This window comes from Mycobacterium sp. 1465703.0, from assembly GCF_001672975.1.
Lineage (GTDB): Bacteria > Actinomycetota > Actinomycetes > Mycobacteriales > Mycobacteriaceae > Mycobacterium.
Genome location: NZ_LZKU01000002.1, coordinates 1 through 16243, shown reverse-complemented (window position 1 = coordinate 16243; position 16243 = coordinate 1). Strand labels below are relative to the sequence as shown.

Here is a 16243-nt window from a genome sequence, read left to right as displayed (position 1 = left end):
GATGCCGAACTGACTAGGTCGGCAGGCGCCGGTTGATCAGCAACGCCGTCAGCGCCGCCAGCGCCAGTACCAGCGCACCCAGCCGCACCCAACCGACGCTGGCGTCGCCCTTGATCGTCTCGTAGCCGATCTGCTGCTGCAGTGTCGCGTACACGGACTTCAGTTCTTCCAATGACGCTGCGTTATAAGCATTCCCGCCTGAGAGCTGGGCCACCTTCTTCAGCGTTTCGTCGTCGACGGGCACCGGCTGGCGCTGGTCGTTGATCTCCACGAAGCCGTATGGGGTGCCGAACGAAATGGTCGAAATCGGCACGCCCTGATCTTTGGCGGTGCGCGCCGCGGTGAAGGCGCCCTTCGGGTTGTCCGGGTTGGTCGGCATCGTCTCCTTGCCATCGGAGAACAACACGATGCGCGCCGGCGGCGGTTTGTCGCCGCCACCGATCACCGCGCCGACCGTCGCGATGGCCTGCAGCGCGGTGAAAATGCCCTCGCCGGTGGCGGTGCGGTCGGCGAACTGCAGTTTGTCCAGCGCGCTCTTGGTCGAATCCCGATTGGTCGTCGGCGACACCAACACCGTCGCGGTGCCCGCATAGGCGATCAATCCGAGGTTGATCCCGGGTGTCAGCTCATCGGCGAACTGCTTTGCCGCCTCTTGCGCGGCCGCCATCCGGTTGGGTGCGACATCGGTGGCGCGCATCGATTGCGACACGTCGATCACCAGCATCACCACCGCACGGTTGCGGGGAATCCGGACGTCGTTCGTCGGGCCGGCCATCGCGATGGTGAACAACACCAGCGAGGCGACCAGCAGGATCGCCGGCAGATGCCGCCACCTCGACGGCCGTTTGGGCGCAACGCTTTCCAGTAGTTCCATGTTGGCAAAGCGCAGCATGCGCCGCTGTCGCGCCAACTGCATCAAGATGTAGAGGACGGCCAGCCCGACGACGACGAGCAGGAACAAAAAGAACCACGAATGTTCGAAGCCCGACAACGACATCGGGCCGAAAAACGGCAATGTCACTGCCGCCCTGCCAATGCCCCGCGCCGACGGGATTCGACGAACCGCACGATGTCGGCGATCCAGTCCCGGTCGGTGCGCAGCGTCAGTATCGGGGCTCCGCAGCTGCGGATGGTGCGCGCCACATCGGCGCGGTGTGCCGCGGCGGCCTTGGCGAAATCGTCGCGCAGCTGCGCGTCGATGGTGAACTCGCGGGTGACGCCGGACTCGGCGTCCTGCAGCACCACGTCGCCGACGTCGGGCAGCTCGACGTCGCGGGGGTCGAGCACCTCGACGGCCAGCACCTCGTGGCGGGCCGCGACCGCCCGCAGCGGACGCATCCAGTTGATCGGCCCGAGGAAGTCGCTGATGATCACCGCCATGCCGCGGCGCCGTTCCGGACGGCGCAGGGCGTCGATGGCCGTCGCCAGATCGCCGCGCACCCCGACCGGCGCCCGCGGGGTGGTGGCGATGGTGCGCAGCAGCGTCTGCTCATGCTGGCGGCCAGAGCGGGCGGGCACCCGGGTGAGGTTCGCGCCGGTGGAGACGATCGCGCCGAGCCGGTTGCCGCCCCCGCTGTTGAGGAACGTGATCGCGGCCGCGGCCGCCACCGCCAGGTCCCGCTTCTCGCACCCGACGGTGCCGAAGTCCAGGCTGGCCGACATGTCGACCACCAGCCAGGTTTCCAGCTCGCGGTCGGCGATCATCTGGCGCACGTGCGGGTGCGTGGTGCGCGCGGTTACGGCCCAGTCCATCCGGCGGACGTCGTCACCGGGCTGATACTCCCGCGACTCTCCCGGCTCCGAGCCCGGCCCGGGGATCAGGCCGAGGTGGTCGCCGTGCAGCACACCGTCGAGCTTGCGTTTGACGGTGAGCTCGAGGGTGCGCAGCGCCGCCGACAGCTTGGGGTCGTCGATCTGACCCCGCTGCATAGATGGCGGATGAACGACCGCCGGCCGCTTGGGTTCGGTCACCGACCGCTGGCCGCGCCGGCGGGTTGCATCACCGGGGGCACCGAATGACCTTGCTGCGGAACGGCATTCACCTGAGGCAGAGCCACCGTCTGCAGCACCCGGTTGATGACGATCTCCGGTGAGATCTCATCGGCCAGCGCGTCGTAGGTGAGCACCAGCCGGTGCCGCAGCACGTCGGGAATGACGTCGACGACATCCTGCGGAATCACGTAGTCACGGCCGCGGACCAGCGCCAGTGACCGGGCGCCGGCGATGATGCCCAGTGAGGCGCGCGGCGACGCGCCGAAGGAGATCCACGTCTTGACGTCGTTCATGCCGAGCTGTTCGGGGTGGCGGGTGGCGGTCACCACGCGCACCACGTAGTCCACCAGTGCGTGGTGGACGAAGACGTTGGCCGCGATCTCCTGCAGCCGCAGCAGGTCGCCGGTGTTCAGGATCTGCTTGGGCTCCGGCGGGCGCACACCCATCCGGTAGATGATCTCCCGCTCCTCCTCCGGCGACGGGTAGCCCACGTTGATCTTGAACAGGAAGCGGTCACGCTGCGCTTCGGGCAGCGGGTAGACGCCCTCGTGCTCGATCGGGTTCTGCGTCGCCATCACCAAGAACGGGTTTGGCAGCGAAAAGGTCTTTCCGCCGATCGACACGTGGCGTTCCTGCATGACCTCCAGCAGCGCCGACTGCACCTTGGCCGGCGCGCGGTTGATCTCGTCGGCGAGCAGGAAGTTGACCACCACCGGGCCCAGCTCGGTGTCGAACTCTTCCTTGCCCTGCCGGTAGATGCGGGTACCGATGATGTCGGTGGGCACCAGGTCGGGGGTGAACTGGATACGCGCGAACGTCCCGCCGACCACCTTGGCGAACGTCTCGACGGCCAGCGTCTTGGCCACGCCGGGCACACCCTCGAGCAGCACATGTCCCTTGGACAACAGGCCGACCAGCATGCGCTCCACCAGCTGGTCCTGGCCGACGATGATGCGTTTGACCTCGAAGATGGCCCGTTCCAGCGTCTGGACCTCGGCGGCCAGTCCATTGCCGCCACCTGCCGGGGCTTCGTGAGCCGGGCCGGATTGCCCGCCCGGGCCCGAGTAACCACTGGCGCCTGGCGGCGGCCCACCTGCTGCTGTCATGAACTGCTACCTTCCACCGCTCATCCGACAAAGCTCAATCGGACACGACTGCTGCACGACCAATGTCGTGGGGCAGCGACGCGCCCGCGTCCAACTATTCCAGGCCCGCCGAATTCCGTCGACGCTGGTGCACCGCCGTGCCGCCCCGCCCGCCCGGACGCACCTGGGGTCAGTACTCGATGATCCTGGTCAGGAACGGCGTCATGCCGGGCTTACGAACCGGGCTGACCGTAACCTTGGCGGCGCTGCCCGATGCCTCCAGCATCTGGCCGTTGCCCAGGTACATGGTGACGTGCTGGCTGCCGCCCGGACCGTAGAAGATCAGGTCGCCGCGCCTGGCCTGATCCGGCGGGATGTGGCGCCCGGCGTTGTACTGGTCACCGGAGAACCGCGGGATCAGCACACCGACCCCGGCGAAGCCGTAGCGCATCAGACCCGAACAGTCGAAGCCGGTGATGTTCGCGCCGTCGCCGACGCCCTTGCTGGGTCCGTCCAGCGAACCACCGCCCCACGAGTACGGCACGCCCATCTGCGACCCCATCCGCTTGATCACGTACTCAATGGCCTGCCGCCCGTAGACCCGCGGAATCTTTCCGCCCGGGTTGGTGGGCGTGGCGGCGGCGGGAGCCGGATCGCCACCGATGTTGATGCCGAGCCCACCGAGGAATTGCTTGCCCAAGTCGAAGGTGGTCTGGGTGGCCTGGGCGGTGGCCTGCAGCGAGGCGTTGGCGACGGCGAGTGGATCTCCCGGGGCACCGGCACTGATCTGGGCCGGCAGGGTGGGATCCCACTGGCCGGGGTCGGCTCCGGCCACGGGAGCCGGGCTGGCCACAGAAAACATCAGCCCGGTCACCACGGCGGTGATCCAGGCGAAGTTGATGAGGCGAAACCGGTTGCGGCGCATGGCTGTCCGTTCAGTGCTCACTCGATCACCATTCGATGTAGCGGACCACGTAAGGCGTCATGCCGCTGGTGCGTACCGGGGCGACGCGGACCTTCAGCCCGATGTCGGGGGCCTCGAGCATCTGGCCGTCACCGAGGTAGATCGTCACGTGCTGGCTGCCGCCCGGGCCGTAGAAGATGACGTCGCCGCGGCGCATCTGGGCGGACGGGATCTTGCGGCCCAGGTTGTACTGCGAGCCCGAGTAGTGCGGCAGCTTGATGCCCACGCCGGCGAACGAGTACAAGACCAGACCCGAACAGTCGAAGCCGGTGATGCCGGCCCCGGAGTCGATGCCCTTACTCGGCCCGGCCGCGTTGCCGCCGCCCCACGAGTAGGGCACCCCGAGCTGCGACATGCCGCGCCGGATCACGTATTCGGTGGCCTGCCGGCCATAGACCCGGGGAATACGTGCCCCGACCCCGCCCGGTGCCGCGTTGGTGATGCCGGTGTCGTCGGGCTTGAGGATGCCCATCTGCTGCAGGAAGTTGCGACCCAGACCGGCGGTCACCTGCGTGGAGGTGGCCGAGATACCCAGCACCTGGTTGATCACCGCGATCGGGTCACCGGGAACGTTGGCACTCGGGATCATCGGCAGCGTGGGGTCCCAGGCGCCGTCCCACCGGCGGCCTCCGGCCGACGGCGGCGCCGCGCCCGGCGATCCGGTCTCCCACCGGTCACCCGACACCCCGGCCCCGCCCGCACCCGCGGACCACTGCCGCGCGGCCTCACGCTTGGCCGCCTCGAGCTTGACCTGAGCCTGATCCCGTTCGGCGGCAAGGCGAATGACGTCCTCGCGTTGCCGGTCGAATTTCTGCCTGGAGTTGGTCAGCGCCGCCACCGCGGCGTCCTGGCTGGACTTGGCGTCGGCGGCGGCCCTGTCGGCGTTCTGCTTGGCCAGCCGCGCCGCGGATTCCTTGTTCACCTGCTCGGTGCGGGCCTGCTGCAGCTTGGCCATCACGGTCTGCGAGCCGGTGGTCAGACTCTTGGCGGCTGCTTCGGTGGCGATGATGTCATCGGGGCTGCTGGCGGTCAGGTAGCTGTTCGACGGACCGTTCATGTAGGCGGCAGCGGCGAAGGTGTCGAAGCGGTGCTGCGCCCCGGCGATGGCGATGTTGGCGTCTTTGACCGCCTGCTGGCTGACTTCCAGATCGTGTTGAGCGGTGGCGGCGTTGTCTCGTGCGGTCTCCACGTCGACCAGGGCCTTATTGACGCTTTCTTGCTCGGTCTGGATTTCGGCGCTCAGGTTCTGCAGCCGCTGGTTGGCCTTGGCGACGTCGGCGATGAGTGCGGCCAGATTGTCAGCGGCGGGATCGGCCTCCGCCAGGCCGGGCGTTCCGATCAGAAGGGCCAGGCTCAAAACGGTTGGAACGATGGGCCGCACCAGCCGTAAGGCCGGTCGCGCAGAAGACCCCCAGCGTGTCCGTCTCATTCGACTCAGGTCTCCTACGGCTTCACACGACGGGAGGCGCCAGCCACAGATTCCCCGAAAGGCGCCAAAGACAACACCAGCATCATTTGCACCGTACGTCACAGGGATGGGCGTGCAAACGCTCCACCAAAATCGCACTCTCTACGTGCGTTTAATGTGACCGAACGGTGACCTGACGCATTTGCCGCAGCGCGTCGTGAAGGTTCGGCAGCAGAGCCCGAAGAAGCGAATCCAGTGGTTAGACGGCGGTATCGGCGTCGGCCGCGCTGGTGGCGGCGGTCCGATCCGACGTTGCTGCGCGCTTGCTACGCAACTGCAACAGTCGGGTGCCGACAGCCGCCGCGAAGACGGCGATCAACAGGAAAATCGTCAGGCCGGTCCAGGGAAACTCGGGCGTGTCCAGTTCGTGCAGGAAATGTTGCGCCGAGACCACCGGGTTGCCCGTCTTGGCGTTGTCCTCGCCGGCCTCCAGCGTGACGCGGGGGAACTGCGTGCTGTAGCTGCCGACGTAGCTCGTGCTGAGCGTCAGGACCGTGGCGTCGTGATAGTCCGCACCGACGACGGTCGAGATGTCGCGCAACGGAGTGTCGTTCGGGGGGTTGTGGTCCAGCAGCACGATCTTGAGGTTGATGCCGTGGGCGTGCGCCTGGTTGACCACGTCGAGCAGTCCCGGCATCGCGGCCGGCGGTGCGCTGACACCGGTGGCGGCGACCTGAGCCTTCACCATGGCCATGTCGACGTCCACCGGAATGTAGAGCGGCAGCACCGAGTGCGAGAACGCGGTGTCCTGCGGTAGCGGTGCAACGAACGGCTCGTGCCCGGTCATCTGGCGCCTCCTGCGGTAGTGCTAGAGGCACCGTACGCGACTTCACCGTCGGGGGTTTAAACCGGCGGCCGCGACGATAAGACTGAAATCAAGAGTGCCGGCGTAATGCAGGACAAGCGTACTGTTAAAGTTGGCACCGCACCGCCGACACGGCCCGTCGCGGTGGGAGAACTAAAGACTCTGGGAGTTGAAGTGACTGATTCTGTGAATTCATTCGGAGCCCGCAACACTCTCAAGGTCGGCGACCAGAGTTACCAGATCTACCGCCTCGACGCCGTCCCCAATACCGAGAAACTCCCCTACAGCCTCAAAGTGCTTGCCGAGAACCTGTTGCGCAACGAAGACGGCAGCAACATCACCAAAGACCACATCGAGGCCATCGCGAACTGGGATCCCAAGGCGGAACCCAGCATTGAGATTCAGTACACGCCCGCCCGAGTGGTGATGCAGGACTTCACCGGTGTGCCGTGCATCGTGGACCTGGCCACCATGCGCGAGGCCATCGGCGACCTCGGCGGCAATCCGGAGAAGGTCAACCCGCTCGCGCCCGCCGACCTGGTGATCGACCACTCGGTGATCGCCGACCTGTTCGGCACCGCCGATGCCTTCGAGCGCAACGTCGAGATCGAGTACCAGCGCAACGGCGAGCGCTACCAGTTCTTGCGTTGGGGGCAAGGAGCTTTCCAGGACTTCAAGGTGGTGCCCCCGGGCACCGGCATCGTGCACCAGGTCAACATCGAGTACCTGGCCAGTGTGGTGATGGAGCGCGATGGTGTCGCCTACCCCGACACCTGCGTGGGGACCGACTCGCACACCACGATGGTCAACGGCCTGGGCGTATTGGGCTGGGGCGTCGGCGGTATCGAAGCCGAGGCCGCAATGCTGGGCCAGCCGGTGTCGATGCTGATCCCGCGCGTGGTCGGCTTCAAGCTGACCGGCGAGATCCAGGCCGGAGTCACGGCCACCGACGTGGTGCTGACCGTCACCGAGATGCTGCGCAAGCACGGCGTGGTCGGCAAGTTCGTCGAGTTCTACGGCGAGGGCGTTTCGGAAGTGCCGTTGGCCAACCGCGCCACGCTGGGTAACATGAGCCCCGAATTCGGTTCCACCGCAGCTATTTTCCCGGTCGATGAGGAGACCATTTCCTACCTGAAGTTCACCGGCCGCACCGACGAGCAACTAGCGCTCGTCGAGGCCTATGCCAAAGAACAAGGCATGTGGCACGACCCCAAGCACGAACCGGCGTTCTCCGAGTACCTCGAACTCGACCTGTCCACGGTAGAGCCGTCGATCGCCGGACCGAAGCGTCCGCAGGACCGGATCGCCCTGTCGGCCGCGAAAGCCACCTTCCGCGAGCACATTCTCAGCTACGTGGACGGTGACGGGGACCAGGGTTACTCGAAACTGGACGAGTCGGTCGAGGAGACGTTCCCGGCCAGCGACCCAGGCGCGGTGTCGAACGGCCACGCCGACGATCTTCCCGAAGTGCATTCGGCGGCAGCACATTCCAAGGGCCGGCCCAGCAACCCGGTGACGGTGCGCTCCGACGACCGCGGCGAGTTCGTGCTCGACCACGGCGCGGTGGTGATCGCCGCGATCACGTCGTGCACCAACACCTCCAACCCGGAGGTGATGCTGGGCGCTGCGCTGTTGGCCCGCAACGCCGTCGAGAAGGGCCTGGCGTCCAAGCCGTGGGTGAAGACCACGATGGCGCCCGGCTCCCAGGTGGTCAACGACTACTACGACAAGGCCGGCCTGTGGCCCTATCTGGAGAAGCTCGGCTTCTATCTGGTCGGCTACGGCTGCACCACCTGCATCGGCAACTCCGGCCCGCTGCCCGAGGAAATCTCGAAAGCCATTAACGACAGCGACCTTTCGGTGACCGCCGTGCTGTCGGGCAACCGCAACTTCGAGGGCCGCATCAACCCCGACGTCAAGATGAACTACCTGGCGTCGCCACCGCTGGTGGTGGCCTACGCGCTGGCCGGCACCATGGACTTCGACTTCGAGTCGCAGCCACTCGGACAGGACAAAGACGGCAATGACGTCTTCCTGAAAGACATCTGGCCGTCGCAGAAGGACGTCTCCGACACCATCGCCTCGGCGATCAACTCCGAGATGTTCACCAAGAACTACGCCGACGTGTTCAAGGGTGACGAGCGCTGGCGCAACCTGCCCACGCCGAGCGGCAACACCTTTGAGTGGAACGCGGAGTCGACCTACGTGCGCAAGCCTCCGTACTTCGAGGGCATGCCGGCCGAGCCCGAGCCGGTGGGCGACATCAGCGGCGCCCGGGTGCTGGCCCTGCTGGGCGATTCGGTGACCACCGACCACATCTCCCCCGCCAGCAGCATCAAGCCGGGCACCCCGGCGGCGCAGTACCTCGACGAGCACGGGGTGGAGCGCAAGGATTACAACTCCTTTGGCTCGCGGCGCGGCAACCACGAGGTGATGATTCGCGGCACATTCGCCAACATCCGGCTGCGCAACCTGTTGCTCGACGACGTGTCCGGCGGCTACACCCGCGACTTCACCCAGGACGGCGGCCCGCAGGCGTTCATCTACGATGCGGCGCAAAACTATGCGGCACAAGACATTCCGCTGGTGGTGCTGGGCGGTAAGGAGTACGGGTCGGGCTCGTCACGCGACTGGGCCGCCAAGGGCACCCGGCTGCTGGGTGTTCGCGCTGTGATCGCCGAGTCGTTCGAGCGGATTCACCGTTCCAACCTGATCGGTATGGGCGTGATCCCGTTGCAGTTCCCCGACGGCAAGTCGGCCAGCGATCTGGGCCTGGACGGCACCGAGGTGTTCGACATCACCGGAATCGAAGAGCTCAACAACGGCAAGACGCCGAAGACGGTGCATGTCAAGGCGAGCAAAGAAGGCAAGGACGCCGTCGAATTCGACGCGGTGGTGCGTATCGACACTCCCGGTGAGGCCGACTACTACCGCAACGGCGGCATCCTGCAGTACGTGCTGCGCAACATGCTCAAGTCGGGCTAATCCCGACCCAATCCGGTCACCCCCATGCCAAAGGTCAGCGAGGACCATCTGGCGGCTCGCCGCCGCCAGATCCTCGACGGCGCCCGCCGCTGCTTTGCCGAATACGGTTACGAGAAAGCCACGGTGCGCCGGTTGGAGAAGGCGATCGGGATGTCGCGCGGCGCGATCTTTCACCACTTCCGAGACAAGGACGCGCTGTTTTTCGCCCTCGCCGACGAGGATGCCGAGCGAATGGCGGATGTGGCTTCCCGCGCCGGGCTCATCCAGGTGATGCGCGACATGCTGGCGGCGCCCGAGCAGTTCGACTGGCTGGCCACCAGATTGGAGATCGCCCGTAAGCTGCGCAACGATCCCGCGTTCAGCCGAGGGTGGGCGGAGCGTTCCGCCGAACTGGCAGCGGCAACCACCGATCGACTGCGCCGGCAGAAGGAGGCACACCGGGTGCGCGACGACGTGCCCGGTGATGTGCTGCAGTGCTATCTGGAGTTGGTGCTCGACGGCCTGGTGGCCCGATCGGCATCCGGCGAGGATCCCAAGCGGTTATCCGCGGTCCTCGACCTGGTGGAAAACTCGGTGCGCCGCAACGATTCTGAGAAGCGGACGTAGCGTCACTGCGAACAAGGGGACATGATTTCGCAGTGACGCTACGCCCGCGCGGCCTTCGCGGTCCGGTTGGGGCCGCCGCGACCGCGCATCGTGGTGCCCGACTCGCGCAGCAAGCTATGAATCGACCCATATGACCTGCCGGTCTCGGCAACCAGACTGCGGATGCTGGCCCCGCCTTCGTAGGCGTGGCGCAGCTCGTGCAGCAACTGGTCGCGTGTCTTCGCCGACCTTTGCAGTGTTCTCTTCATGGCTCCTCCGACGCCCGGGACACGATCGCAAGCCCTCAGAGTAAGAAGCCGCTGTCGAACGCGCGGCAATTTCGCGAAATCGCCTGCGTCCACATGACGCGAAGTCGTGGCGATCGCGAGCGCGGCGCAGCCGGGTGAAGCGGGTCGCCACCATCAACTCAGGCGAGCTCGATGAGATCCCGGTATTCGTCGGACCAAAAGTCCTCGGTGCCGTCGGGCAACAGCACCACCCGTTGGGGATCGAGGGCCTCGGCCGCACCGGGGTCGTGCGTCACCAAAACCACCGCTCCCCGATAGCTGCGCAGCGCGTCGAGCACCTGTTCGCGCGACGCCGGATCGAGATTGTTGGTCGGCTCGTCGAGCAACAAGACGTTGGCGGTCGATGCCACCAACCCCGCCAGCGCAAGCCGGGTTTTCTCGCCGCCGGACAGAGTGCCCGCAGGTTGGTCGAGCTGAGCACCGCTGAACATGAACGCGCCCAACAACCCACGCAGATCCTGCTCGCCCGAATCCGGTGCGGCGTGGCGGATGTTCTCCCAGACCGTCGCATCGTTGTCGAGCGTGTCGTGCTCCTGGGCGAAGTAGCCGATCCGCAACCCGTGTCCGGGCTCGAGTCCTCCGGTGTCGGGAGCCTCGGTGCCGGCCAGAATTCTCAGCAGGGTGGTCTTGCCGGCGCCGTTGAGTCCCAGCACCACCACCCGCGAGCCGCGGTCGATCGCCAGGTCGACACCGGTGAACACCTCCAGCGACCCGTAGGACTTGCTCAGTCCGCTGGCCACCAGCGGCGTGCGCCCGCATGCGGCCGGGGTGGGGAACTTGATGCGGGCCACTTTGTCGGCCACCCGCTCGTCGTCGAGCGCGGCCATCATCCGGTCGGCACGCCGCAACATGTTTTGCGCGGCAACAGCTTTGGTGGCTTTCGCGCCCAGCTTCGCGGCCTGTGAGCGCAGCGCGGTGGCCTTTCGTTCGGCGTTGGCGCGTTCGCGGCGGCGGCGTTGCTCGTCGGTTGCCCGTGCGTCAAGGTACTTCTGCCAGCCCATGTTGTAGACGTCGACCTCGCCGCGAACGGCGTCCAGGAACCAGACCCGGTTGACGACGTCGGCGAGCAGATCGACGTTGTGGCTGATGATCACCAGGCCGCCGATGTGCGCCCGCAGGAAATCGCGCAGCCAGCCGATCGAGTCGGCGTCCAGGTGGTTGGTCGGCTCGTCGAGCAGCAGCGTGGTCGACGAACCCGACATTCCGGCGCCACCCTCCGACGCGGCGAACAGGATGCGGGCCAGTTCCACCCGGCGGCGCTGACCGCCGGAGAGGGTACGCAGCTGCTGCGTCAGGACCCGTTCCGGCAAGCCGAGACTGGCGCAGATGCGGCTGGCTTCGCTTTCCGCGCCGTAGCCGCCCAGCGCCACGAAACGCTCCTCCAGCTGCCCGTACCGACGGATCGCGCGATCGCGCGCGTCGTCGTCGGCGACCTCGGCCATCAACGCCTGTTGCTTTTCCAGATCGGTGAGCAACACGTCGAGCCCACGGGCCGACAGGACGCGGTCGCGGGCCAGCACGTCGAGGTCGCCCTCTTTGGGATCCTGTGGCAGATAACCGATTTCGCCGGCCCGGTTGATCGATCCGGCATAGGGTTCGGTCTCCCCCGCCAGGATCCGCAGCGTGGTGGTCTTACCGGCGCCGTTGCGGCCCACCAGCCCGATGCGGTCGCCGGGCTGCACGCGCAGGTCTGGACCGTCCGGTGAGAGCAAAATGCGCGCACCAGCGCGGACCTCGAGGTCCGTGGCCGTGATCACGATCGCTCTCCTTGTTGAAAAGACGCCTATTTGTCGTCGGTGAACACCGGTGGTCGTCGTTCTGCGCGCGCGGCAACCGCTTCTTCGAAGTTGGCGGTGAGCAGGCGGACGAAAAGCTGTCCCAAGCCTTCGGCTTGCATGTGCCCTTCCAGGCTACCGGCGTCCAGTCCACTCCACAGCGTGCGCTTGGTCAACTCGGTACCCGGCCGCGAAAAAGCCGCTATCCGCGCGGCGATGGCGTAGCAGGTGTCCAGCAGCTGCTCTTCGGGCACTTGACACGACACCAGCCCGATGCGCTCGGCCTCTTCCGCGGTGACGTCGCGACCGGTCAGCATGATCTCGAACGCACGCGAGGATCCGATGGCCCGCGGCAGCAGGTAGGACAGCCCGAGTTCGCTGGCCGTCAACCCGTTGTTGATGCCGGCGGCCCGAAAGTAGGCGCTTGTCGAGGCCACCCGGATGTCTGCGGCCAGGGCCAGGCACAACCCGCCGCCGATGGCCGGACCGTTGACCGCGGCGATCACCGGTTGGTGCAACCGGCGCAGTGCGAGGATGACGTCGTCCAAGACCTCCATGGAGCGCAGCGCATAGGTCGGACGGGTCAGCTCCTCGACGTGCGGCACCGAGCCCGCGGATTTGTGGTCGGCACCCGAGGAAAAGCCCCGCCCGGCCCCGGTCAGCACGACCACCCGCACCGAATTGTCGTAGGTGACCTTGTCCAGGGCCTCCTTGAGCGGAAGCATGACGTCGAACGCCATCGAGTTCATCCGCTCGGGCCGATTCAGGGTTATCAGCGCGACGCCGGGTCGTGGGTGATCTACCAGTACCAAACTCACCCATGCAACCTAGCGCGAAGCGAACTGCGGTTCTGCGCGCAGCGCGGTGTGGGGCTTATTCGCCCTGGCCGGCCTCGGCGGCGTCGATGTCGAATGCGCGCACTTGCTGGACCAGGTCCTCCAAGGCCGCCGGCGGCAGCGCCCCGGGCTGGTTGAACAGCAGTTTGCCCTTCTTGAAGGCCATCAGCGTGGGGATAGACCGGATCTGGGCGGCCGCGGCCAGCTGCTGCTCGGCCTCGGTATCGACTTTGGCGTGCACGATGTCGGGGTGTTTCTCGGCTGACGCCTGAAACGTGGGACCGAACTGGCGGCATGGGCCGCACCAGGACGCCCAGAAGTCGACGAGCACGATGTCGTTGCCCTCGATGGTTTCGTTGAACTTCTCAGCGGTGAGATCAAGTGTTGTCACGTTTGCTGCAACGTCCGGCGTCGACGGGATGTTCCCCGGTGCGGACGGAGTTCGGAATCCTGCTGACCGCACAACGTGCGACTCATCGCTGTCACGCCCGCTTCACGCCCCTCACTGGTTACGGTTGCGTACGTTTTCCCGCGTCCGACAGACTGAGCCTGACGATCCACCGCCTCGAGGATCAGTGAGGAATCGCGTTGGGCCACTACATCGCTAACGTGCGTGACATCGAGTTCAACCTCTTCGAAGTCCTCGATGTCGGGGCCGTGCTGGGCACCGGCGGCTACAGCGACCTCGACGAGGAAACGGTCCGGACGATCTTGGCCGAAGCCGCTCGCCTGGCCGAAGGTCCGGTGGCCGAATCCTTCGCCTTCGCCGACCGCAATCCGCCGGTATTCGATCCCGCCGAGCACAAAATCACCGTGCCCGACGAACTGACCAAGACGGTGGCTGCGCTCAAGGAGGCCGGCTGGTGGCGGCTGGGCATGGCCGAGGAGATCGGCGGCATGCCCGCACCGCCGCCACTCGCTTGGGCGGTCAACGAAATGCTGATCTGCGCCAACCCGTCGGCGAATTTCTTCAACCTGGGCCCGTTCATGTCTCAGGCGTTGTACATCGAGGGGAATGAAGAGCAGCGGCGATGGGCCGCCGAAGGCGTAGAGCGCGGTTGGGCGGCCACCATGGTGCTCACCGAACCCGACGCGGGCTCCGACGTCGGCGCCGGGCGCGCCAAAGCCATCGAACAACCCGACGGCACGTGGCACATCGAGGGCGTTAAGCGTTTCATCTCCGGCGGGGACGTCGGTGACACCGCCGAGAACATCTTTCACTTGGTGCTGGCCCGCCCCGAGGGCGCCGGCCCGGGAACCAAGGGCCTGAGCCTGTTCTACGTTCCCAATTACCTGTTCGACCCCGATACTTTCGAGCTCGGTCCGCGCAATGGGGTCTACGTCACCGGCGTCGAACACAAGATGGGCATCAAATCCTCCCCCACGTGCGAATTGACTTTCGGCGCAACGGATGTGCCCGCGGTCGGGTACTTGGTCGGCGACGTGCACCGGGGCATTGCGCAGATGTTCACCGTGATCGAGCAGGCCCGCATGACGATCGGCGTCAAAGCCGCCGGCACGCTGTCCACCGGTTACCTGAACGCGCTGGCGTTCGCCAAGGAGCGGGTGCAGGGCGCGGACATGACGCAGATGTCCGACAAGACCGCGCCGCGGGTCACCATCATTCACCATCCCGACGTACGTCGTAGCCTGATGACCCAGAAGGCGTACGCCGAGGGCCTGCGCGCGCTCTACATGTATGCCGCCGCACATCAGGATGACGCAGTCGCCCAACATGTTTCAGGTGCCGATCCCGAGATGGCGCACCGGATCGACGATCTGCTGCTGCCGATCGTCAAAGGCGTGAGCTCAGAACGGGCGTACGAGGTACTGACCGAATCGCTGCAGACGCTGGGCGGTTCGGGTTTCCTGGCCGACTACCCGCTCGAGCAGTACATCCGCGATTCCAAAATCGATTCACTCTACGAGGGCACCACCGCCATCCAGGCGCTCGACTTCTTCTTCCGCAAGATCGTGCGCGACCGAGGCGAGGCCCTGCAGTTCTTGACGACCCAGATCACCGCGAGCATCGACGGCTGCGACGAGGCGCTCAAGCCGGTCGCCCAGTTGGTGCAGACCGCGTACGACGAGGTGATGGCGATGACGGGTGCGCTCACCGGCTACCTGATGTCCGCGGCGCAACACCCCGGCGAGATCTACAAGGTGGGCCTGGCATCGGTGCGGTATCTGCTCGCAGTCGGCGATCTGCTGATCGGGTGGCGGTTGCTGGTGCAGGCAGACATCGCACAACGCGCGCTGGCCGACGGCAGCCCGAACGGCGCAGACGCCGACGCAATGTTTTATCGAGGCAAGATCGCGACCGCGGAATTCTTCGCCAAGAACATGCTGCCGAAATTGACTGCGCTGCGCGGAGTCATCGAGACCATCGACGACGACATCATGAAGTTGGCGGAACAGTCGTTCTAAGCGCGCACAGCTTGGACACAGTTTAATCGGGTAAACCATAACGTTGGCTCTAACCGACGAACGGAGAAACGTTGATGTCTGCCAGCTGTCAAGTGCCCCGGTTCACTCGCTTCGCGGTATTCGCCGTCGCGGGAGCAACCGCTCTGTCCCTGTCCGCCTGCGGCTCATCGAATAATGCCAGCCAAACCTCAACTTCGACATCAACCTCGACGTCGGTCGTGACGTCGACGACCACCTCGTCAGCCCCCAACGCCGAGGCGCGGGTCGGCGGTCTGATCGCTTCGGTAGCGGGCAACTCGATTCAGGTCACCAAGGAGGACAACGGCACCGCCTCGGTGAACTTCACCTCGACCACCAAGATCACCGAGGCCGTACCGGCCGGGTTGCCGGACGTCACCCCCGGCAGCTGCGTCAGCGTGAAGCCGGCCGAGGGACCGCCGCCGGCGCCCGGCCAGCCGGTCACCGCCGCGTCGGTGAAGATCAGCGAGTCGGTCAACGGCACCTGCCCGAAACCACCACAGAACGCACCGGGTGGTTCCACCACCACGCCGCCGTCGCTACCGCCGTCGCCGGCGCCCACCAAGCCGGCCTGGGTGCGGGGCTCGGTCGCGTCGGTATCCGGTAACACCATCAACGTGACCAACACCGATCCCAGCGGCAACACCAACCAAACGACCGTGACGGTCGATGACAAGACCACATACAGCAAGCAGTCGCCCGCGAACACCGACGCGATCACGCCGGGCAAGTGCCTGTACGCGCGCGGAACCCAAGACAACGGCGGCGCCCTGCAAGCCACCAGCATCAACCTGCGACAGGCCGTCGACGGCAAATGCGGCAAGCCCAAGCAGCCCGGCCACGGTGGATAACCGCGGAGCGGGTTGACTGAGAGATAGCCGTCACTCCCGGCGGGCGCGGGATGGAAACCGCGCCTGTCGAGGGTAAACGACGAGGACGGCGAAACGCTTGATCGGAGAGGGTCTGTGCCTGCCTTATCGCTGAAGACCCGGCGG

Annotated in this window: 14 protein-coding genes; 4 read left to right on the top strand and 10 right to left on the bottom strand. The window is 66.0% G+C overall.

The window, feature by feature from the left end; translation table 11 throughout:
* Positions 1-13: 13 nt before the first annotated feature.
* The 6 genes from A5625_RS00085 to A5625_RS00060 form a co-directional block, all read right to left on the bottom strand.
* Entirely contained in the window at positions 14-1021 is a 1008-nt protein-coding gene (locus A5625_RS00085; RefSeq protein ID WP_066988359.1) for a VWA domain-containing protein, read from the bottom strand.
* The gene (locus A5625_RS00080; RefSeq protein ID WP_066988358.1) at positions 1018-1971 is read right to left on the bottom strand and encodes a DUF58 domain-containing protein; all 954 of its coding nucleotides are present in this window, start codon (positions 1969-1971) and stop codon (positions 1018-1020) included. The genes A5625_RS00085 and A5625_RS00080 overlap by 4 nt, the downstream gene beginning before the upstream one ends.
* Positions 1968-3098 (bottom strand): MoxR family ATPase, encoded by a 1131-nt coding sequence (locus tag A5625_RS00075; RefSeq protein ID WP_066988357.1) that lies wholly within the window; start codon positions 3096-3098, stop codon positions 1968-1970. Before A5625_RS00075 ends, A5625_RS00080 begins: the two co-directional genes overlap by 4 nt.
* A 169-nt stretch (positions 3099-3267) precedes the next feature.
* Positions 3268-4002, bottom strand: a complete 735-nt coding sequence (gene ripB / locus A5625_RS00070; protein ID WP_066988356.1) for an NlpC/P60 family peptidoglycan endopeptidase RipB — start codon at positions 4000-4002, stop codon at positions 3268-3270.
* A 25-nt stretch (positions 4003-4027) separates the two neighbouring features.
* On the bottom strand, positions 4028-5470 hold the full coding sequence (gene ripA / locus A5625_RS00065; protein ID WP_066988355.1) for an NlpC/P60 family peptidoglycan endopeptidase RipA: 1443 nt from the start codon (positions 5468-5470) through the stop codon (positions 4028-4030).
* Between the two features lie 238 nt (positions 5471-5708).
* Positions 5709-6296, bottom strand: coding sequence for a DUF6676 family protein (locus A5625_RS00060; RefSeq protein WP_066988354.1), 588 nt, complete (start codon positions 6294-6296; stop codon positions 5709-5711).
* A 192-nt stretch (positions 6297-6488) separates the two neighbouring features.
* On the opposite strand from A5625_RS00060, the gene A5625_RS00055 reads away from it, so the two are divergent.
* Together A5625_RS00055 and A5625_RS00050 are read left to right on the top strand one after the other, a co-directional pair.
* Positions 6489-9299, top strand: a complete 2811-nt coding sequence (locus A5625_RS00055; RefSeq protein ID WP_066988353.1) for an aconitate hydratase — start codon at positions 6489-6491, stop codon at positions 9297-9299.
* A gap of 24 nt (positions 9300-9323) precedes the next feature.
* Positions 9324-9905, top strand: a complete 582-nt coding sequence (locus A5625_RS00050; protein WP_066988352.1) for a TetR/AcrR family transcriptional regulator — start codon at positions 9324-9326, stop codon at positions 9903-9905.
* Between the two features lie 38 nt (positions 9906-9943).
* On the opposite strand, the gene A5625_RS00045 is transcribed toward A5625_RS00050, so the two are convergent.
* From A5625_RS00045 to trxA, 4 genes are all read right to left on the bottom strand, one after another.
* The gene (locus A5625_RS00045; RefSeq protein WP_066988369.1) at positions 9944-10141 is read right to left on the bottom strand and encodes a helix-turn-helix domain-containing protein; all 198 of its coding nucleotides are present in this window, start codon (positions 10139-10141) and stop codon (positions 9944-9946) included.
* Positions 10142-10311: 170 nt separating this feature from the next.
* Positions 10312-11949 (bottom strand): ABC-F family ATP-binding cassette domain-containing protein, encoded by a 1638-nt coding sequence (locus A5625_RS00040; RefSeq protein ID WP_066988351.1) that lies wholly within the window; start codon positions 11947-11949, stop codon positions 10312-10314.
* 26 nt (positions 11950-11975) lie between these two features.
* Complete coding sequence (locus tag A5625_RS00035; RefSeq protein WP_066988350.1) at positions 11976-12785, bottom strand: enoyl-CoA hydratase; 810 nt, start codon at positions 12783-12785, stop codon at positions 11976-11978.
* A 55-nt stretch (positions 12786-12840) separates the two neighbouring features.
* Positions 12841-13194, bottom strand: a complete 354-nt coding sequence (trxA, locus tag A5625_RS00030; RefSeq protein WP_066988349.1) for a thioredoxin — start codon at positions 13192-13194, stop codon at positions 12841-12843.
* A gap of 197 nt (positions 13195-13391) precedes the next feature.
* Between trxA and A5625_RS00025 the strand changes: the two genes are divergently transcribed.
* Both A5625_RS00025 and A5625_RS00020 read left to right on the top strand, forming a co-directional pair.
* Entirely contained in the window at positions 13392-15230 is a 1839-nt protein-coding gene (locus tag A5625_RS00025) for an acyl-CoA dehydrogenase (protein WP_066988348.1), read from the top strand.
* 74 nt (positions 15231-15304) lie between these two features.
* Positions 15305-16099: a DUF5666 domain-containing protein gene (locus A5625_RS00020; protein ID WP_066988347.1), complete on the top strand. Its 795-nt coding sequence runs from the start codon at positions 15305-15307 to the stop codon at positions 16097-16099.
* The last annotated feature ends 144 nt before the right edge of the window (positions 16100-16243 follow it).

Coding starts and splice junctions, on each gene's coding strand:
- A5625_RS00050 (WP_066988352.1), top strand. CDS start 9,324: ATGCCAAAGGTCAGCGAGGACCATCTGGCGGCTCGCCGCCGCCAGATC.
- A5625_RS00060 (WP_066988354.1), bottom strand. CDS start 6,296: ATGACCGGGCACGAGCCGTTCGTTGCACCGCTACCGCAGGACACCGCG.
- A5625_RS00020 (WP_066988347.1), top strand. CDS start 15,305: ATGTCTGCCAGCTGTCAAGTGCCCCGGTTCACTCGCTTCGCGGTATTC.
- ripA (WP_066988355.1), bottom strand. CDS start 5,470: ATGAGACGGACACGCTGGGGGTCTTCTGCGCGACCGGCCTTACGGCTG.
- ripB (WP_066988356.1), bottom strand. CDS start 4,002: ATGCGCCGCAACCGGTTTCGCCTCATCAACTTCGCCTGGATCACCGCC.
- A5625_RS00075 (WP_066988357.1), bottom strand. CDS start 3,098: ATGACAGCAGCAGGTGGGCCGCCGCCAGGCGCCAGTGGTTACTCGGGC.